Origin of the sequence: Sphingomonas aerolata, assembly GCF_023935825.1 — a bacterium.
Taxonomy (GTDB): Bacteria; Pseudomonadota; Alphaproteobacteria; order Sphingomonadales; family Sphingomonadaceae; genus Sphingomonas; species Sphingomonas aerolata.
This window is the reverse complement of sequence record NZ_CP098762.1, coordinates 3,424,348-3,442,397: the sequence shown is the minus strand read 5'-3', so window position 1 is coordinate 3,442,397 and position 18,050 is coordinate 3,424,348. Positions and strand designations below refer to the sequence as shown.

Annotated in this window: 16 protein-coding genes; 5 read left to right on the top strand and 11 right to left on the bottom strand. The window is 68.7% G+C overall.

Annotation, left to right across the window (positions count from 1 at the left end; translation table 11 throughout):
• Positions 1-26 precede the first annotated feature (26 nt).
• On the top strand, positions 27-683 hold the full coding sequence (locus tag NEF64_RS15785) for an ABC transporter ATP-binding protein (RefSeq protein WP_081874217.1): 657 nt from the start codon (positions 27-29) through the stop codon (positions 681-683).
• 196 nt (positions 684-879) lie between these two features.
• Positions 880-2,088: an ABC transporter permease gene (locus NEF64_RS15780; RefSeq protein ID WP_031440131.1), complete on the top strand. Its 1,209-nt coding sequence runs from the start codon at positions 880-882 to the stop codon at positions 2,086-2,088.
• Here the strand turns inward: NEF64_RS15780 and NEF64_RS15775 are convergent.
• The 6 genes from NEF64_RS15775 to NEF64_RS15750 all read right to left on the bottom strand — a co-directional run bounded on the left by NEF64_RS15775 (position 2,063) and on the right by NEF64_RS15750 (position 9,981).
• Positions 2,063-2,680, bottom strand: coding sequence for a nucleotidyltransferase family protein (locus NEF64_RS15775; protein ID WP_056405176.1), 618 nt, complete (start codon positions 2,678-2,680; stop codon positions 2,063-2,065). The genes NEF64_RS15780 and NEF64_RS15775 overlap by 26 nt on opposite strands.
• Positions 2,667-3,590, bottom strand: a complete 924-nt coding sequence (locus NEF64_RS15770) for an XdhC family protein (RefSeq protein WP_056405177.1) — start codon at positions 3,588-3,590, stop codon at positions 2,667-2,669. Before NEF64_RS15770 ends, NEF64_RS15775 begins: the two co-directional genes overlap by 14 nt.
• A 46-nt stretch (positions 3,591-3,636) precedes the next feature.
• A complete protein-coding gene (locus NEF64_RS15765) occupies positions 3,637-5,841 on the bottom strand; it encodes a xanthine dehydrogenase family protein molybdopterin-binding subunit (protein WP_252574124.1) in 2,205 nt (734 codons plus the stop codon).
• Between the two features lie 365 nt (positions 5,842-6,206).
• Entirely contained in the window at positions 6,207-8,438 is a 2,232-nt protein-coding gene (locus tag NEF64_RS15760; RefSeq protein WP_252574121.1) for a xanthine dehydrogenase family protein molybdopterin-binding subunit, read from the bottom strand.
• Between the two features lie 2 nt (positions 8,439-8,440).
• Positions 8,441-9,421, bottom strand: a complete 981-nt coding sequence (locus tag NEF64_RS15755) for an FAD binding domain-containing protein (RefSeq protein WP_037530016.1) — start codon at positions 9,419-9,421, stop codon at positions 8,441-8,443.
• Entirely contained in the window at positions 9,418-9,981 is a 564-nt protein-coding gene (locus tag NEF64_RS15750) for a 2Fe-2S iron-sulfur cluster-binding protein (RefSeq protein WP_081874216.1), read from the bottom strand. Before NEF64_RS15750 ends, NEF64_RS15755 begins: the two co-directional genes overlap by 4 nt.
• Before the next feature lie 129 nt (positions 9,982-10,110).
• Here NEF64_RS15750 and NEF64_RS15745 point away from each other — a divergent pair, with 129 nt between their 5' ends.
• Together NEF64_RS15745 and NEF64_RS15740 are read left to right on the top strand one after the other, a co-directional pair.
• Complete coding sequence (locus NEF64_RS15745; RefSeq protein WP_056405636.1) at positions 10,111-11,115, top strand: glycerophosphodiester phosphodiesterase; 1,005 nt, start codon at positions 10,111-10,113, stop codon at positions 11,113-11,115.
• Entirely contained in the window at positions 11,116-11,394 is a 279-nt protein-coding gene (locus tag NEF64_RS15740) for a hypothetical protein (RefSeq protein ID WP_031396071.1), read from the top strand. It begins immediately after the preceding gene.
• A 212-nt stretch (positions 11,395-11,606) separates the two neighbouring features.
• Here the strand turns inward: NEF64_RS15740 and NEF64_RS15735 are convergent, their stop codons facing one another.
• Positions 11,607-12,272, bottom strand: a complete 666-nt coding sequence (locus tag NEF64_RS15735; RefSeq protein WP_056405182.1) for a TIGR02117 family protein — start codon at positions 12,270-12,272, stop codon at positions 11,607-11,609.
• Between the two features lie 22 nt (positions 12,273-12,294).
• Here NEF64_RS15735 and phhA point away from each other — a divergent pair, with 22 nt between their 5' ends.
• Complete coding sequence (gene phhA, locus NEF64_RS15730) at positions 12,295-13,164, top strand: phenylalanine 4-monooxygenase (protein ID WP_031396072.1); 870 nt, start codon at positions 12,295-12,297, stop codon at positions 13,162-13,164.
• A gap of 142 nt (positions 13,165-13,306) precedes the next feature.
• Here the strand turns inward: phhA and NEF64_RS15725 are convergent, their stop codons facing one another.
• The 4 genes from NEF64_RS15725 to NEF64_RS19295 form a co-directional block, all read right to left on the bottom strand.
• Positions 13,307-14,269, bottom strand: a complete 963-nt coding sequence (locus tag NEF64_RS15725; RefSeq protein ID WP_056405184.1) for a 50S ribosomal protein L11 methyltransferase — start codon at positions 14,267-14,269, stop codon at positions 13,307-13,309.
• Positions 14,259-14,963 (bottom strand): SDR family NAD(P)-dependent oxidoreductase, encoded by a 705-nt coding sequence (locus NEF64_RS15720; protein WP_037531755.1) that lies wholly within the window; start codon positions 14,961-14,963, stop codon positions 14,259-14,261. The genes NEF64_RS15725 and NEF64_RS15720 overlap by 11 nt, the downstream gene beginning before the upstream one ends.
• Before the next feature lie 65 nt (positions 14,964-15,028).
• A complete protein-coding gene (locus tag NEF64_RS15715; RefSeq protein WP_235516261.1) occupies positions 15,029-16,420 on the bottom strand; it encodes a methyl-accepting chemotaxis protein in 1,392 nt (463 codons plus the stop codon).
• A 21-nt stretch (positions 16,421-16,441) separates the two neighbouring features.
• Positions 16,442-17,785: a methyl-accepting chemotaxis protein gene (locus tag NEF64_RS19295; RefSeq protein WP_056405186.1), complete on the bottom strand. Its 1,344-nt coding sequence runs from the start codon at positions 17,783-17,785 to the stop codon at positions 16,442-16,444.
• Between the last annotated feature and the right edge of the window lie 265 nt (positions 17,786-18,050).

Sequence of the window (18,050 nt, the reverse complement as noted above, 5' to 3'; positions counted from 1 at the left end):
CCAAGACGTACGGCGCGGGCGCGACGATGTTCCAGGCGCTGAAAGGCGTCGACCTCGACATTGCCGGCGGCGATTTCGTCGCGGTGATGGGTCCGTCGGGGTCGGGCAAGTCGACGACGATGAACATCCTCGGCTGTCTCGACGTGCCGAGCGCGGGGACGTTCCTGTTCCGCGGTCATCATGTCGAGACGCTCGACCGCGACCAGCGCGCGCTGCTCCGCCGCAAATATCTCGGCTTCGTGTTCCAGGGGTTCAACCTCCTCTCGCGCACATCCGCGCTCGAGAATGTCGAGCTGCCGCTCCTGTACCGCGGCGACGAGAAGCGCGCGCGGCGCGCGGCGGCGATGGCCAGCCTCGACACGGTCGGGCTCGCCGACTGGTGGGACCACACCCCCGCCGAGCTGTCGGGCGGCCAGCAACAGCGCGTCGCGATCGCCCGCGCGCTGGTGACGAACCCCGACGTGCTGCTCGCCGACGAACCGACCGGCAACCTCGACAGCGAACGCTCGGTCGAGATCATGCAGCTGCTGACCCGGCTCAACGCGGAGCAGAACATCACCGTCCTGATGGTCACCCACGAACCCGACATGGCCGCCTTCGCGCGCACCGTCGTGCACTTCAAGGACGGCCTGGTGGAACGCATCGAAAGCCGCCACGAGCAAGGCGAAAGGGTGGAATCGTGATGGCCCGGACACCATACACTCACGCCCCGACCCGACACCGTCATTCCCGCGCAGGCGGGAATCCAGACCGGCAACCGTCGCGGCAGGGCCGCCAGCCCTCGAGCATCTGGATCCCCGCCTGCGCGGGGATGACGGGTTCCGTCTGTCGGTCTTTTGGCCAGGTTCGACAGGACCACGCTGGCGGGATGATCCGGTAATGTTCGGCACCACCCTCTCGCTCGCGTTGCGCTCGATCCGCCGCCATATCCTGCGGTCGTTCCTGACCATTCTCGGCATCGTCATCGGCGTCGGGGCGGTCGTGACGATGGTCACGCTCGGCAAGGCTACGACCGCGGCGGTACAACAGTCGATCTCCGCGCTCGGCACCAACATCCTCCAGATCCGGCCGGGCCAGGGCTTCGGCCGTGGCGGCGGCGGGCCGCGGCCGCCCGATTTCAAGCCCGAGGACGTCACCGCGGTCGCCAACCAGATCGCCGGCGTCACCGCGGTCGCCCCCCAGGCGCAGGCGACCGCCACCGCGATCTATGAAGGCGCGAACTGGTCGACGACGATCAACGGCACCACCAGCGCCTATTTCCAGGTCCAGCCCTGGCCGCTGGCGACCGGGCGGATCTTCACGCCGGTCGAGGAAGCCTCGGGCAAGGCGGTGTGCATCATCGGCAATACCGTACGCACCAACCTGTTCCGCGGCGGCGACGCGGTGGGCCTTCGCATGCGGATCGGCGCGATCAGCTGCGACGTGATCGGCGTGCTGTCGACGCGCGGGCAGGCGGGGTTCGGCGGCGATCAGGACGACGTGGTCATCATGCCGATCAAGGCGGTGCAGCGCCGCTTTACGGGCAATCGCGACATCCGCCTGATGCTGGTGGGCGTCGACCAGAAATTCTCGACCGCGACCGTGCAGGCGTCGATCACCGACCTGCTGCGCGAACGCCGGACGATCACCGCGGGCAAGGAGGATGATTTCAACATCTTCGACACCAAGCAGATTTCCGACACGCTGACCGGCACGACGACGTTGCTGACCGGCATCGTCGCGGCGGTCGCGGGGATCAGCCTGGTCGTCGGCGGGATCGGGATCATGAACATCATGCTGGTGTCGGTGACCGAGCGCACGCGCGAGATCGGCATCCGGCTCGCGATCGGCGCGGTCGCGCGCGAGGTGCTGTTGCAGTTCCTCGTCGAGGCGATCGTGCTGTCGTGTCTGGGCGGGCTGATCGGGCTGGTGATCGCGCAGCTGGCGATCGCGATCATCGCGCCGCTGATCAAGGTCCAGTGGCTGTTCGTGCCCGAGATCAACCTGTTCGCGTTCGGCATCTCCGCGGTGATCGGCGTCGTCTTCGGCTATTTTCCCGCACGCCGCGCCGCCGCGATGAACCCTATCGACGCGTTAAGGCACGAGTGATCGCCGCGCGCGGGTCATGGACCAGCGCCTGCAGTCGCTCCAGATCCTCGGGCGTGTCGATGTCGATCAGCTCGGCCGGCGCGGTCACCACGTGCCGCCCCGCGCGCACCAGGTCGCGCGCGCCCGCATCGCCGTCGAGCGACAGCAGGAAGTCGAACCGGTCGCGGGCGAACAGGGCAGGGGGCGACGGCTTCACCCCATCGCTCGAAGCGACCACCGCGTCCGCGCTGTCGGCGGCGTCGAGCATCCGGTAGACATGCGCCGCGGTCACGCGCGGCATGTCGGCCAGCGCGATCAGCACCGCCTGCGCGCCGTCGTCCTTGGCGCGCTGCACGCCCAGCTTGACCGACTGCGCCATCCCCGCCGCGGGATCGTCGTTATGCACCACCGCATAGCCATGGCTCGCGAAATCGAGCGTGCAGCCATCGGTGACGACCAGCCGGTCGCGGAACGGGATCGCCTCGAACGCGGTGACGACGTGCAGCCCGACCGGCTTGTTGAGGAACGGCACCTCGAGCTTGTTCGGTATGCCGAACCGCTGCGATCGGCCCGCGGCGAGCAGGATGAGGACGACGTCTTCAGCGGCGATCATGGAACGCTCCGATCATGGCGGCGGCGACCGACAGCGCAATCTCGGACGGCCCGATCGCGCCGATGTCGATCCCGACGGGTGCGTCGATCCGGTCGATATTCTCAGGGCTGACCCCCGCCGCGGCGAGCCGTTCGCGCCGCGCCGCATGGCTCTTGCGGCTGCCGAGCGCACCGACATAGGCAGCATCGGTCGCAAGGGCAGCGATCAGCGCGGGGTCGTCGATCTTGATGTCGTGGCTCAGCGTCACAACCGCGGTCGACGGACCGGGGCGCAGCGCGGCGATCGCCTCGTCGGGCCAGCGATCGTCGAGCGTGACGTCGGGGAAGCGCTCGTCGGTCAGGAAGCGCGCGCGCGGATCGATCACGACCGTCGCGATCCCCAACTCGCGCGCGAGGCCGGCCAGCGCCTGCGCGATCTGCACCGCGCCGACGATCAGCAGGCGGCGCGGCGGATCATAGCGGTTGACGAACACCTCGCCCGTCTCCGCCGGTCGCGCATCGCTGTGCCCGGTGGCGAGGTCGGTGGTCACCGTCAGCGCATCGCCCTGGTCGCGCGCGTCGGCGATCCGGTCGAACAATTCGGGGTCGAAGCCCTCGGCGGACACCGGCTGGACCATCACCGCGATCTCGCCGCCGCAGGGCAGCCCGACTTCCCACGCCGCGGCATCCGCGACACCGTAGTTCCGCACCTGGAACGGCGCACCCGCGATCACGTCGGCGGCGGTGGCGAGGATGTCGCTCTCGACGCAGCCGCCCGACACGGAGCCTTCGAACCGGCCGTCCTCATGGACCAGCATGTGGCTCCCCTTGGGACGCGGCGCCGAGCCCCAGGTCGAGACGACCGTGGCGATCGCCATCCTCTCGCCCTTCCAGGTCTTCGCCGCGGCAATCACGCTATCGTTTTCGGCCATGTCTTCTCTCTCTTCTCGTTCCTCCGCATCGGCGTGGGAACAGACGTTATACCGCGGGCAAGCCCTCGAGCAGCTTGTCGAGCGTCATCGGGAAATCACGCACCCGCACGCCCGTCGCATTGAAGATCGCGTTGGCGACCGCCGCGCCCGCACCCGAAATGCCGAGCTCGCCGACCCCCTTGGCGCCCGCAGGGTTCGCCGAATCGTCGATCTCCTCGATGAAATAAGCCTCGAGCTGCGGAATGTCGGCGTTCACCGCGACGTGATATTCGCCGAAATCGGGGTTCACGAACGCGCCGGTGCGCGTGTCGACGACGCCCTCCTCGGTCAGCGCATAGGCGATGCCCCAGGCCATGCCGCCGATGATCTGGCTGGTCGCGGTCTTGCGGTTGAGCACGCGGCCGACGTCGAACACGCCGAGCATCCGCCGCACCCGCACCTCGCCGCTGACCGCGTTGACCGCGACTTCGACGAAATGCGCGCCGTGGCTCGCCTGGCTGGTCCGCTTGCTCTCCTTGCCCGGCCCGGTCTTGCCGGTCGCGACGATCGGCGCACCGCGCAGTAGGTCGGCAAGCTTCACCTGCCGCCCGCCCGCGCTGACGCACCCGTCCTTGAGGCTCAGCTCCTCGGGCGCCGCGTTCATCCGGAGCGCGAGCTCGGCGAGGATGTCCTCGCACGCCAGCACCACCGCGGACACCGCGCTGCCTGCGCCGAACGACCCGCCCGACCCCGCGGTCAGCGGGAAGTCGGTATCGCCCAGCCGGACATCGACGTCCGCGACCGGCAGCCCGAGCATCTCGCCCGCGGCCTGCGCCAGGATCGTGTAGGTGCCGGTGCCGATATCGGTCATGTCGCATTCGACCGCCGCACGGCCGTCCGCCTCGAGGCGCACGCGCGCCTGCGCCTGGACCGTGAAATTGCCGCGCAGGCTGGCCGCCATGCCGATCCCGATCAGCCATTCGCCTTCGCGCACCGATGCGGGCGCGGGGACGGCTGCGGGCCAGCCGAACCGCTCGGCGCCTTGCGTGTAGCAGTCGAGCATGCGCCGCGTGGAGAAGGGCTTGCCGCTGCCCGGATCGCAGTCGGGCTCGTTGCGGCGGCGCAGCTCGATCGGGTCGATCCCGAGCTGGACCGCAAGCTCGTCCATCGCGCATTCGACGCCGAACGTGCCGACCGCCTCGCCCGGCGCGCGGACCGCACCGCTCGCGGGCAGGTCGACGCGGACGAGGTCGGTCCTGAACCGCCGCGATTCGCCGCGATAGAGCGGGATCGTCCCGAACGGCACGGGTTCGAGGAACGGCGCGTCGTCATTCTGCGCGGCGACGCTCTCATGCCCCATGCCCTGGATCACGCCGCGTTCGTCCGCGGCGATACGGATGCGCTGCGTCGTGTGCGAGCGGTGGTGGACGACATAGGCGGTCTGGCGCCGCGGCAGCGCGATCTTGACCGGGCGGCCGACCACCTCCGCGGCGATCGCGGCGAGGATCGCTTCGGGGCCGACGCCGGTCTTGCCGCCGAAGCCGCCACCGACATAGGGGGCGAGCACGCGGACCTTGTCGGCGTCGATCTTGAGCACCTTGGCGATCGTCTTGCGCGCGGCGCCGATCACCTGGTTGCTCGATCGCACCGTCAGCCGGTCGCCGTCCCACCAGGCGGTGGTCGCATGCGGCTCGAGCGCGGCGGGGAAATGCACCGGCGTCGTATAGGTCGCATCGAGCGTCACGGCCGCGTCGCGCATCGCCGCATCGAGGTCGCCCATGTCGACCGGTGCTACAAAGCCGATCGCGGGATCGGTATCGACCGGCTGCGCCTCGACGTCGAACCGGTCCTCGCCCGCCTCGGTCTCGACGCGGACGAGCGCTGCCGCGTCGCGCGCGATGGCCTGGTCCTCGGCGACGACGATCGCGACGGGCTGGCCGAGATGGAGGATGGTGTCGGTATCGAACAGCGGCAGCGCGCTGGAATTGGATTCGCCCGCGGGCATGCGCGGATCGCCGTGGATCACGGCGATCACCCCGGGCATCGCCTCGGCCGCACGCGCGTCGATGCTCAGGATCCGGCCACTGCCGACCGGCGTGCCGACGATCGCGGCATAGGCGATCCGCTCGGGCGTGCCCTCATAGGCATAATCGGCAACGCCGGTGACCTTCGCCGGCCCCTCGACCCGATCGATCCCGCGCCCGAGCACCCCCTGCGTCGCCCGGTCGAGCCCGGCCGGTCGAAACGCGGCGTCCATTACATGGTCGGTCATAGGCTCGTCCTCGGGTGTGGAGGGTCTGAGATAGGGGGGGCGGGGGTGTTTGACGAGGGTGGGGGGCGTGGTCTCAACACCACCCCGACGCAGGCCGGTGCCACGCCAGCCCGACTCAAACGAGGCTCGGTGCCGTCCCCTCACCACCACCCCGGCGAAGGCCGGGGCCCAGTTGGGAGAGTCGTCGTGACGAAGGACCATCCGCTGCCAGGAAAGTCCCCCAACTGGGCCCCGGCCTTCGCCGGGGTGGTAGCAAGGAGGGTGGCGCCCACCCCAACTCGTTTCCCCGCGAAGGCGGGGATCCAGGTTTACTAAGGGTGCGCGTTGTGGCTCCTGGACCCCCGCCTCCGCGGGGGCACAGAGGATCAAACCGCCGGCAACTGATCCAGCAGCTTGTCGAGCGTAATCGGGAACTCCCGCACCCGGATCCCCGTCGCATTATACACAGCGTTCGCAACCGCAGCGCCCGCGCCTGAAATCCCCAGCTCGCCGATCCCCTTGGCGTGGATCGGGTTCGCATGGATGTCGCGCTCGTCGACGAAGTGGACGTCCATCTGCGGCACGTCCGCATTGGCCGGCACGTGATATTCGCCGAGATCGTGGTTCACCAGCTTGCCGGTGCGCGTGTCGTGGATCAGATCCTCGGTCAGCGCGGTGCCGATGCCGAAGGTCATGCCGCCCAGGCACTGCGACCGCGCGGTCTTCGCGTTGAGCACGCGCCCCGCCGCGAACGACCCGAGCATCCGCCGCACGCGCGTCTCGCCGGTGATGACGTTGACCGCGACCTCGGCGAAGTGCGCGCCGAAACCTGCCTGCGACGTCTCCTTCTCCTGCTTGCCCGGCTTGATATGCCCGGTCGCCTCGAGGCCCTTGCCGACCAGCTCGCCGATCGGCGTCGAGCGGTTGTCGCCGATCGCCTTGCCGTCCTTCAGCGTCAGGCCGTCCTCGTCGACGCCCATCGCCTTGGCGATCTTGCCGCGCAGCATCTCGCAGGCGAGATAGACCGCGGTCCCCGACGAGGCCGCACCCCAGGACCCGCCCGAACCCGCGGCGGGGGGATCATTGGTATCGCCCAGCGACATGGTGATGTTCTCGACCGGGATGCCTAGGATCTCCGACGCGATCTGCGCGAGGATCGTGTAGCTGCCCGTGCCAATATCGGTCATCGCCGAGGACACGGTCGCGGTGCCGTCGGGATGGATTTCGACCTTGGCGGACGATTCCATCATCATGTTGCCGCGCACGGCGGACGCGACGCCCATGCCGATCAGCCACTCGCCCTCGCGGCGCGTGCCCGCCTTCTGGCGCTTGTCCCAACCGAACCGGGCCGCACCTTCGTCGAGCGCGCGCGTCAGGTTGCGCGACGAATAGGGGACGTCCTTCTCCGGATCGATCCGCGGATCGTTGCGCTTGCGCAGCTCGATCGGATCCATGTCGAGCTTTTCGGCCAGCTCGTCCATCGCACCCTCGAGCGCGAGCATCCCGACCGCTTCGCCCGGCGCGCGCATCGATCCCGACAGGACGAGGTTCACGTCGACCAGCTCATGCGTGATCAGCCGGTTCTCGCCGCCATAGAGCAGGTGCGTGCCGATACCGGCGGGCTCGAAATAATCCTCGGTCGACTGGTTCGACGCGAGCGTCTCGTGCCCGATCGCGGTCAGCTTGCCCTCGGCGTTCGCCGCGAGCCGGACGCGCTGCTCGGTGTTCGCGCGACGCACGGTCGCTTCGAAGACCTGTGGGCGCGACATGACCGCCTTGACGGGGCGGCCGAGCTGCTTGGCGGCGATCGCCGCCGCGACGCTCTCGGGCGCGATGCCGAGCTTCGACCCGAACCCGCCGCCGATATAGCGCGCGACGATCCGGACCTTCTTCTCCGACAGGCCGAGCGACTTGGCGAGCTGCTGCGCGTCCGAGGTCGGCATCTGATAGGCACCGTACAGCGTCAGCGAGCCGTCCTCTTCCCACACCGCGGTCGAGGCGTGCGGCTCCATCGCCGCCGAATTCTGGCTCGGCGTGACATAGGTCGAATCGACCGTCACCGCCGCACCGGCCATCGCCGTGTCGATATCGCCCTGCTTGAAATGCGCAGGGGCGGCATCGTCGGGGGGCGTCCGTGTCTCGTCGCGGTGCGCGGCGAAGTCATACTGGCCCTCCGCCTCGTCATACACTATCGGCAGGCGGGCCGCCGCATCGCGAGCGACCTCGAAGCTCTCGGCGAGCACGATCGCGACGATCTGGCCAAAGAACGCGATGTCCTTGACGCCCTGCGTCGGTGCATCGGTCGCGCCGCCCTGTGCGGACACGCGGATGAACTGGTCGAAGTCGGTGACGACGTCGAGCACGCCGGGGATGCTCTTCACCGCATCGACGTCGATCGACACGACCTTGCCCGCGGAGATCTTCGTGCCGACAAGCACGCCATACGCCATGTCGTCGAACTGATATTCCGCGGCATAGGTCGCGGTGCCGCTGACCTTCAGCGGACCGTCGATCCGGTCGAGCGGCTTGCCGATGACGCCCTGAACGCCGCTGTCCAGAAGACTGTCCGGATGCGGCTTGTCCATCGTCAGGCTGTTGGTGGTTCCAAAACCGAACATGTTTATGCTCCCGTTACGGTGCGCAGCGTCGCGATAAGCGTGCGACGCGCGAGGGGGATCTTGAAGTCGTTCGAGCCGTAGCCCTTGGCATCGGCGAGCAATGCGGTCGCCGCGGCCTCGAAGGCCTCGTCCGACGGCGCCTTGCCGACCAGCGCGGCCTCGACCGCCGGATTGCGCCACGGCATCGGCCCGAGCCCGCCAAACGCGAGCGAGGCCGACGCGATCACGCCGTCTTGCACGTCGACCACGGCCGCGACCGAGACGAGCGCGAAGGCGTAGGACGCACGATCACGCACCTTGCGATAGGCCTGCTTGCCCTTGGGCGGTGCGGGCAGCTCGATATGCGTGATCAGCTCACCCGTCTCGAGCACGGTCTCGATCTCGGGCGTCGATCCCGGCAGGCGGTAGAACTCATGTACCGAGATGCGCCGGCGATCGCCGTCCGCCTTCAAGGTCACGATCGTCGCGTCGAGCGCGCGCATCGCCACCGCCATGTCGCTCGGATGCGTCGCGATGCACTGCTCGCTCGTGCCGAGCACCGCGAGGATGCGGTTGAAGCCGCCGATCGCCGAACAGCCGCTGCCGGGTTCGCGCTTGTTGCACGCCGCCGCCGTGTCGTAGAAATAATAGCAGCGCGTCCGCTGGAGCATGTTGCCCCCGGTCGACGCCTTGTTGCGCAGCTGGCCCGATGCGCCCGCGAGCAGGGCGCGGCTCAGCACCTCGTACTTGGCGACGACGCGGCGGTCGGCGGCAAGGTCGCTGTTCGGCACCAGTGCACCGATCGTCAGCCCGCCATCCTCGCGCTCCTCGATCTTCGCGAGATCGAGGCGGCTGATGTCGACGAGCGTGTCGGGCGTCTCGACCTGCAGCTTCATCAGATCGAGCAGGTTGGTCCCGCCCGCGATGAACCGCGCGCCGGTCGTCCCGGCGTCCCGGACCGCGGCCTCGGGGGTCGCCGGTTTTTCATAGGTGAAGGTCTTCATGCCACCATCTCCCCGCGCGCATCGGCGTCCATCGCCGCGTCCTTCTCGTCCGCGGACCGGCCCTTGGGCGCGGTGTCGCCGACTTCGCGGATCGCATCGACGATGTTCGGATAGGCAGCGCAGCGGCACAGATTGCCGCTCATCCGCTCCGAAATCTCGGCATCGTCAAACTTGGGATCGGTCAGGTCGCCCGAGGCATGGCTGGCCCAGCCCTTCTTGACCTCGTCGAGCATGCCGACCGCCGAACAGATCTGGCCAGGCGTGCAATAGCCGCACTGGTAACCGTCATGCCGCACGAACGCATCCTGCAGCGCGTGAAGGTTGCCCGGCTGGCCGAGACCCTCGATCGTCGTGATCTCGTCATCCTGGTGCATGACCGCGAGCGTCAGGCAGGAATTGACCCGGCGGCCGTTGATCAGGACGGTGCACGCCCCGCACTGACCGTGGTCGCAGCCCTTTTTCGAGCCGGTGAGGCCGAGATGCTCGCGGCACAGGTCGAGCACCGAGGTGCGGATATCGGGCTCGGCGTCATATGATTGACCATTGATCGTGAAATGCATGGGGTCGCCCCTTCTGGATCCGGGAATTATGAGGACTGAACGCCGATGCGCCGAATGGTTTCCTATTGCGATTGGCTCTCACGGATCGCCGCGCTGGTGCTTGGCGTCGCCGGCGGGCAATCTGTTGCCATGACGCCGAAAAATCCTCCCTCGACGCCCCCGATCGTGATCGCGCACCGCGGCGCGAGCGGGCTCCGGCCCGAACATACCCTCGCCGCCTACGACCTCGCGATCGAGCAGGGCGCGGACTTCATCGAGCCCGACCTGGTGCCGACGAAGGACGACGTGCTCGTCGCGCGGCACGAAAACGCGATCGCCGACACGACCGACGTCGCCGACCATCCCGAATTCGCCAGCCGCCGCACGACCAAGACGATCGACGGGCACAACCTCACCGGCTGGTTCGTCGAGGATTTCACGCTCGCCGAGCTGAAGACGCTGCGCGCGAAGGAGCGGCTGCCGAAACTCCGCCCCGCCAACACCGCCTATGACCGCCGGTTCGAGATTCCGACGCTCGCCGAGATCATCGCGCTCGCCAAGCGGCGCTCAGGTGAGACGGGCCGCACGATCGGCATCTATCCCGAGACCAAGCACCCGACCTATTTCGCCGGCATCGGCCATCCGACCGACCTGCTGCTCGTCGCGCAGCTCAAGGCGGCAGGCTGGGACTCGGCGACGGCACCGGTGTTCATCCAGTCGTTCGAGGTGAAGAACCTCCAGCGGCTCCACGCGGTGACGCGGGTGCGGCTGATCCAGCTGATCGACGGCGAGGGCGGCCCCGCCGACGCCGCCCAGCCGAGCTATGCCGCGATGATCACGCCCGCGGGCCTGAAGGCGGTGGCGGGCTATGCGTATGGCATCGGCCCGAACAAGGGCATGTTGTGGGCGGGCACGACGCCGTCGCCGCTCGTCGCCGACGCGCATGCGGCGGGGCTGCGCGTCCATCCCTGGACCTATCGTGCGGAGAACATGTTCGTCCCCGACCGCTTCCGTCGCGGCACCGACCCCGCCGCGCAGGGCGATATCGCCGCGGAGATCGACGCCGGGCTCGCGCAAGGTATCGACGGATTCTTCACCGATTTTCCGCTATACGGGGCGCAGGCGCGCGATCGGCTGCGCGCGGGAGTGAAGTAGATGCGTAAGGTTCTTCCCGTTCTGGCGATCCTGCCCCTGATGACCGCGGGCTGCATCAGCACCGCGACGTCGATCGTGAAGGCGCCGTTCCAGGTCGCGGGCAAGGCGGTCGACTGGACGACCACCAGCCAGGAGGAATCGGACCGCAATTACGGCCGCAAGATGCGCAAGCAGGAGGCCGAGGAGGGCAAGCAGCGCAAGGAACTCGCCAAACGCTGCAGGAAGGATCCGCGGCGTGGTGAGTGTGGGCAATATCAGGGGTATCGCGCGGGGGAGTGATAGCCCAAAAAAAACACCACCCCGGCGAAGGCCGGGGCCCAGTTGGGAAACGGAAGTAACCTAGCGCTGCCCTCAGTCAGCAACGTCCCCCAACTGGGCCCCGGCCTCCGCCGGGGTGGTGGCGGAGGAGATCAGTCCCTCTGCTTCTTTGTTCTCCCGCGAAGGCGGGAGCCCAGTCTGGACTCCCGCCTTCGCGGGAGAACAATCTCAGCTCAAAACCACCACATCACCGTAGCCGGAAACGGCGTCCACCACCCGACCCGCACGCCCGCAAACCGCAGCGCATCCCCCGTCCACGCATTGCACGTCGCCACCCCGCTATAATGCCCTCGCGCGTCGTAGAACGCGTCATAACCGGCATAGCCCGGATAGGCCCGCCCCCCCGGCCGGATCGTCGCCGCGATATACCCCGCCAGCCGCCGATACTCGCGCTCGCTCAGCATCACCGCGCGCACATCGCCACCCGGCACCGGCGCGGCAAGATGCTCGACATGCAGCAGCACCGCGTCGCTGCCGGTCGCCGACGCCACCACGGTCCGCAGCTTCACGTCCGCCCAGGTCGGCGTCTCGAGGAAGAACGCCTTCTCCCCCCAGCCGATCGCCAGGTGATCGGACGCGGCATAACGCGGATCGCGCAGGTCACCGGGCCGGGCAAACCCGCGCCAGTCCACCCCTGCCGCGACCTTCGGGACGATGATCCCGGTATGCACCCCGTTGCTCTCGACGAAGATGCGTATGCCGCGCGGGGGAGGGCGCCAGTCCCGGTTGGTCGGGATCGCCCCGCCGACCAGCCCCGCCACCGCATATGCTGCAATGAGCCCGAGGACGACCGCTAGGATCCTTAACGACCAATGAATCCAGCGCGTTTCCGTTGTCATTCGGTCATGCTAGACGATGGCCATGCTAGAAGAAACGCACGTGCTCAGCACGCCGCCCGAAGGGGCACCCGACTGGACGATCCCGCAAAACTGGTCGAGCTATACCGCCGAGGATCATGCGACCTGGGACACGCTGTTCGCGCGCCAGTCGAAGCTGCTCCCCGGCCGCGCGTCGAACGCGTGGCTGCGCGGGCTCGACGTGCTGAAACTCTCGAAGCCCGGCATTCCCGATTTCGAGGAACTGTCCGAACGCCTGATGAAGCTCACCGGCTGGTCGGTCGTCGCGGTGCCCGGCCTCGTCCCCGACGACGTGTTCTTCGACCACATGGCCAATCGCCGCTTCGTCGCGGGCAATTTCATCCGCCGTCCCGACCAGCTCGATTATCTGCAGGAACCCGACGTCTTCCACGACGTGTTCGGGCACGTGCCCATGCTCGCCGACCCGGTCTTCGCCGACTATCTTGCGGCCTATGGTCGCGGCGGCCAGCGCGCGCTCGGGCTCGACGCGCTCAAATATCTCGGCCGGCTCTACTGGTACACGGTCGAATTCGGCCTGATCGCCGAACCCGAGGGGCTTCGCATCTACGGCTCGGGCATCGTCTCGAGCTTCGCCGAAACCCGCTTCGCGCTCGACGACCCCAGCCCCAACCGCATCGCGCTCGACCTCGCGCGCGTCATGCGGACGGAGTACCGGATCGACGATTTCCAGCAGAACTACTTCGTCATCCCGAGCTTCGACGAACTGCTGCGCCTGACTGTCGAAACCGATTTCGCACCGCTGTACGAGGCGCTGAAGGCCCAGCCCGACATCCCCGTCGCGCAGATCGAACCCGGCGACGTCGTGCTGACACACGGCACGCAGGCCTATGCGAAGGCCAAGGCTGCGGCCTGAACCCAGCCGCTAACCCCAAACCCACCCCGGCGAAGGCCGGGGCCCAGTTGGGAAGGCTGTGCGATTCATGCGCGAAGGTTCACCCAACTGGGCCCCGGCCTCCGCCGGGGTGGCGTCGGGTGTGCGGCGAGACGCAGGCCGGTCAGATATCCAGCGCCCACCCGTCGCGCCCCTTGGGATCGAACGGCCCGTCCGCCACGAACCGCGTCGCCCCCGCGCGCAGCCGCAGCACGCTCCAGTCCCCGCGCCGGTCGACCGCCGCCAGCGAGCACCCGCACGCCTCATAGGCCGCGACCACGCCCGCGCGCTGCGTCTCGAGCAGCCCCGCCAGCACGATCGTCGCCCCCGCATCCGCGATCGACGCGATCTCGGGCGCCATCGACACCAAAGGCCCCGCCAGGATGTTGGCGATCACCAGATCATAGGGCGCGCGCGCGACGATCGCGTCGTCGAGCGTCCCGTCGGCCACCACCAGGTCGATCCCCGCAACCCCGTTCAGGTCCGCATTCTCCTGCGTCACCTCGATCGAGACCGGATCGATGTCCGTCCCCATCACCGCCGCCTCGGGCCACAGATGCGCCGCGGCAAAGGCGAGCAGCCCGGTCCCCGTGCCGATGTCGATGACGTTGGCGAACCGCTCGCCCGACGCCGCATCCGCCAGCCCGTCGAGCATCGCCAGGCACCCGCTGGTCGTCTCGTGATGCCCCGTCCCGAACGCGCGGCTCGCCTCGATCAGGAAGGCGCGCTTGCCCTCGGGCACCGCATCGGCATGCGCGCGGGTGTGGACGAAGAACCGCCCGACCGACAGCGGCTCGAGCCCCGCCTGGCTCATCGTCACCCAGTCCGCCGCGGCCAGCCGCTCGACCGCGATTCCGGCCCCCGCCGCGCTCGGCACCAGCGCGCGCACCGCCGCGACCGTGTTGGCGCCCGGCTCATGCTCGAAATACGCATCAAGCCGCCAGGATTCGACGTCGTCCTCGATCTCCTCGGTGGTCATCAGTACCGCGTCGCCGGGAATCGCATCCCCCAGATCGCCGCTCGCATCGATCGCCTCCGCCTCCGCGCGCGTGCAGGGGAGGGTGAGTTTCCAGCTCTCAGCGGACATGGCTGGCCCCGTTCACGTCGATCACCGCGCCGGTCATCGAGGCTGGCGCCTCGAGCGCGCAATAGCGTGCGACCGAGGCGACTTCGGCGGGGTCCGCGACCTTGCCGAGCGGAATGTCGGCGAGCAGCGCATCACCGCCGCGGCTCGACAGATAATCCTCCGCCATCCCGGTCATCGTGAAGCCGGGGCAGATCGCGAACGCGAGAATCCCCTCGCGCGCATAGCCCCGCGCAATCGTCTTGGTCATCGCCACCATCCCCGCCTTCGACGCGGCATAATGCCAGTGCGCGGGCGAATCGCCGCGATAGGCGGCGCGGCTGGCGATGTTGACGATCCGCCCGGCAAACCCGCGCGCCTGCCAGTGCAGCACCGCGAGCCGGCACAGTTCGGCGGACGCGGTCAGGTTGATCCGCATCGTCCGCTCCCATTGAGCGGTCCAGTCGCCGTCACCCAGCGGGCTCGCCTCGAACACCCCGGCGTTGTTGATCAGCACGTCGATCGTGCCGCCGGCCTGTTCGAGCGCGGCGCTCCACAAAGCGGTCGGCCCGGCGGGATCGGCAAAGTCGGCGGGGAGCCCGCTCGCGCTGCCCCCGCTAGTGCTCTTGTGGCCGATGACGGTGGCGCCCGCGTCGGTCAGCGCCTGGTGAATGGCCGCGCCGATGCCCCGGCTCGACCCTGTGAGTAGGATGGTCATGCCCAGGGCCTTAGCGCGCCCGATGACGGTTCGTCACCCACCCGATCGCACGGCGGTGAGGTCGCTCACGCGACGCTGGACGAAAACCCGTCGGCGGCCCCGCGCAGCACGCTCAGCTTGTCGTCGATCAGCCCGAAATCCTGGCCGAGCAGCGTGATCTCGTTGGCGACCGCCTCCGCATCGCCGCGGATCATGTCGATCGTCGCGGACATGGTGTCGGCGGCCAGCGCGGTCTCGTCGACCGCCGCGGTGATCGACGCGACGGTCCGCGCCTGCGCGTCCATCGCCTGGCGGATCCGCACCGCGCTGTCCTGGACCTCGCCGACGGTCGTGCGGATGCCGACGCTGGTCGTCACCGAGCTGTGCGTCGCCGCCTGGATCGCGGCGATCTTGGTCGCGATGTCGTCGGTCGCGCGCGCGGTCTGGCTGGCGAGGCTCTTCACCTCCTGCGCCACCACCGCAAAGCCGCGCCCGGCATCGCCCGCGCGCGCCGCCTCGATCGTCGCGTTGAGCGCGAGCAGGTTGGTCTGCCCCGCGATCGTCCGGATCAGCCCCAGGATCGATTCGATCGACTGGGCATGCGCGCTCAGCGTCTCGGACATGGCGACCGCGTCGGTCGCCTGCGCCGACGCGCGGTTGGCGATCTCGGCCGCCGCCTCGACCTCGATCCGCGCGCCCTCGATCGCGCAGATCAGTCCCGACGCGGTGTGCGCCGCCTCGCGCATCGCCAGCGCGGACTGTTCGGCGGCGGCGGCGACCTCGCTCGTCTTGCCCAGCACGCTGCGGGTCGAGGTCGACGCGCCCATCGCCTGGACGCGGATCCGCGCGCCCAGCTCGGCGGTGTCCTCGATCGACGTCGCGATGCTCTCACGGAACGCCGCCGCCCGCGCGCTGCGGGCGATCCGCGCCGCCTCGGCATCGGACGCGCTCAGATGCGACGCCATGATGTCCGCCTCGATCAGCGCGAGCCGCTGGATCACGTCGCCCAGCATCCGCATCGACGCGGTGTCGGTGCCGACCCGTTCGGCGATCAGCCCGAGCGTGACGCTGTGCGCGAACGCCAGCGCGGCGAGCAAGGCGGGCAGCGGGATGTTCGCCTTGCGCGACTGGACCGCATGGTCGATCGCGATGTCCCGCCACGCCAGGTCATAGGGAGAGAGATATTTCAGCCGGACATAGTCCGCGCTCGCGACGATGCTGCGCTCGAGTCGCTCGGGGGTGAAGGCGGGCCGGACATGAAGCGCGCTCTCGAGCGAGAGGTAATGCCGCCAGAACGTCTCCGCGATCAGCCGGTGGTCGGCGGCATCCAGCATCGCGGTCAGCGTCGCGCAGCTCGGCCCGATCGCGCCGTCCCAGTCATAGTCGCGCACGCGTTCGTACAGCGGCCGGCCATCATTGCCCCAGTCCAGCGTGCCGTGTGGCACGCCATTGCTCATGCGGTCGATTGGCGCGGTCATGCTCCCCCCTTGTGCCCTCCGTTATGCAGCCACCTTCGCGATGAATACGCCCGCGCTGGTCTTCAGATTGCTCAGCCGGCTGTCGAGCATGTCGAAGCCCCGGCCGACGCCGTCGATCTCGGTCGCCACCATTTCGGTATCCGCCCTGATCGCCGCGATCGTCGTCGACATCGAATCGGCGGCGAGCGCGGTCTCGTCGACCGCGGCGGTGATCGCGGTGACGGTCTGCGCCTGCGCCTCCATCGCGTGCCGGATCCGGTCGGCGCTGTCCTGCACCTCGGCGACGGTCGCCTTGATGCTCGCATTGGTCGCCACCGTGCCGCGCGTCGCCGACTGGATCGCGGCGATCTTGGCGGCGATGTCGTCGGTCGCGCGTGCGGTCTGGCTGGCGAGGCTCTTCACTTCCTGCGCCACCACCGCGAAGCCGCGTCCGGCATCGCCCGCGCGCGCCGCCTCGATCGTCGCGTTGAGCGCGAGCAGATTGGTCTGGCCGGCAATGTCGCGGATCAGCCCCAGGATCGACTCGATCGACTTGGCGTGATCGCTCAGCGCCTCGGACATGCCGACCGCGTCGGTCGCCTGTGCGGATGCGCGATTGGCGATCTCGGCCGCGGCCTCGACCTCGCTGCGCGCATCCTCGATCGCGCGGATCAGCCCCGCGGCGGTCTGCGCGGCCTCGCGCATCGCGACCGCGGACTGTTCGGCGGCGGCGGCCACCTCGCTCGCCTTGCCCAGCACCGCGCGGGTCGAGGCCGAACTGCGGACCGCCTGTTCGCGCAGGACATGCCCCTCGTCGGTCGCGGTCTCGACCATCGTCGCGATTCCGTCGCGGAATTCGACCGCCAGCGTGTCGCGCGCGCCCTGCGCCGAGAAGTTGCGATATTTAGTATAGATCGCCACGGTGATCTCACCTTCCAGCGCCGACAGCCTCATCAGCGTGTCGATATACAAGGAAAGTCGGTCATTGTCGCGCGCCACGGTCTGCATCAGCACGCCGAGCGCGGCACGGTCGCTCGCGCTGATCATCGACAGCAGCGCCATCGGCGACACGTCGGCGGCATAGGCCGCGGCGACCGACCGCTCGACCGATTCGACCCAGCCGCGCGCATTGGTGTTGAGGAAGCGGTCGCGCAGGAAATTGCAGCCGACCTCGATCATCGCGTCGGCCTCGTGCGGCGACCAGATGCGCTCGTTGCTGAAACAGCGCTGCCACTGTTCCCAATAGGCCTGGGAGATCGTGACGACATGCGGTTCGATCAGCGCCCAGAGCTCGCGGCTGGCCGCCGCGAGCGAGCCGTCGAAGTCGAACGCGCGCAGCCGTGCGGCCAGGTCGATCTGGGTGGCGATCGACCCGGGGGCCGGCATGTCGAGTGAGGTCAAAGGGTAAACTCCGGATCGCGTTGCCCGGCCAGCGCTAACGGTGATTCCTTAAGGCCAGGTTAGGGATCGATGCCGCGGGGCAGGGGGCGCCCGCCGCCCCGCCCGACCAACCGTCCGGCAGCCCCTGCGCATTGCCCTGGGTTATCAAGCCGGGCGGCGATGGGTTGCATCGCAGCACATGGCGTCTAATAGACCGGCAAACCGTTCGTTACTCGCCCTTCGTACTCGAGGACACAGCCCTTGGCATCGC

What these genes read in the sequence shown, in the direction of transcription:
- NEF64_RS15780 (WP_031440131.1), top strand. Translation starts at nt 880, where the DNA reads ATGTTCGGCACCACCCTCTCGCTCGCGTTGCGCTCGATCCGCCGCCAT.
- NEF64_RS15755 (WP_037530016.1), bottom strand. Translation starts at nt 9,421, where the DNA reads ATGAAGACCTTCACCTATGAAAAACCGGCGACCCCCGAGGCCGCGGTC.
- NEF64_RS15750 (WP_081874216.1), bottom strand. Translation starts at nt 9,981, where the DNA reads ATGCATTTCACGATCAATGGTCAATCATATGACGCCGAGCCCGATATC.
- NEF64_RS15745 (WP_056405636.1), top strand. Translation starts at nt 10,111, where the DNA reads ATGACGCCGAAAAATCCTCCCTCGACGCCCCCGATCGTGATCGCGCAC.
- NEF64_RS15735 (WP_056405182.1), bottom strand. Translation starts at nt 12,272, where the DNA reads ATGACAACGGAAACGCGCTGGATTCATTGGTCGTTAAGGATCCTAGCG.
- phhA (WP_031396072.1), top strand. Translation starts at nt 12,295, where the DNA reads ATGCTAGAAGAAACGCACGTGCTCAGCACGCCGCCCGAAGGGGCACCC.
- NEF64_RS15725 (WP_056405184.1), bottom strand. Translation starts at nt 14,269, where the DNA reads ATGTCCGCTGAGAGCTGGAAACTCACCCTCCCCTGCACGCGCGCGGAG.
- NEF64_RS15775 (WP_056405176.1), bottom strand. Translation starts at nt 2,680, where the DNA reads ATGATCGCCGCTGAAGACGTCGTCCTCATCCTGCTCGCCGCGGGCCGA.
- NEF64_RS15770 (WP_056405177.1), bottom strand. Translation starts at nt 3,590, where the DNA reads ATGGCCGAAAACGATAGCGTGATTGCCGCGGCGAAGACCTGGAAGGGC.
- NEF64_RS15785 (WP_081874217.1), top strand. Translation starts at nt 27, where the DNA reads ATGTTCCAGGCGCTGAAAGGCGTCGACCTCGACATTGCCGGCGGCGAT.
- NEF64_RS15720 (WP_037531755.1), bottom strand. Translation starts at nt 14,963, where the DNA reads ATGACCATCCTACTCACAGGGTCGAGCCGGGGCATCGGCGCGGCCATT.
- NEF64_RS15760 (WP_252574121.1), bottom strand. Translation starts at nt 8,438, where the DNA reads ATGTTCGGTTTTGGAACCACCAACAGCCTGACGATGGACAAGCCGCAT.
- NEF64_RS19295 (WP_056405186.1), bottom strand. Translation starts at nt 17,785, where the DNA reads ATGCCGGCCCCCGGGTCGATCGCCACCCAGATCGACCTGGCCGCACGG.
- NEF64_RS15715 (WP_235516261.1), bottom strand. Translation starts at nt 16,420, where the DNA reads ATGACCGCGCCAATCGACCGCATGAGCAATGGCGTGCCACACGGCACG.
- NEF64_RS15765 (WP_252574124.1), bottom strand. Translation starts at nt 5,841, where the DNA reads ATGACCGACCATGTAATGGACGCCGCGTTTCGACCGGCCGGGCTCGAC.
- NEF64_RS15740 (WP_031396071.1), top strand. Translation starts at nt 11,116, where the DNA reads ATGCGTAAGGTTCTTCCCGTTCTGGCGATCCTGCCCCTGATGACCGCG.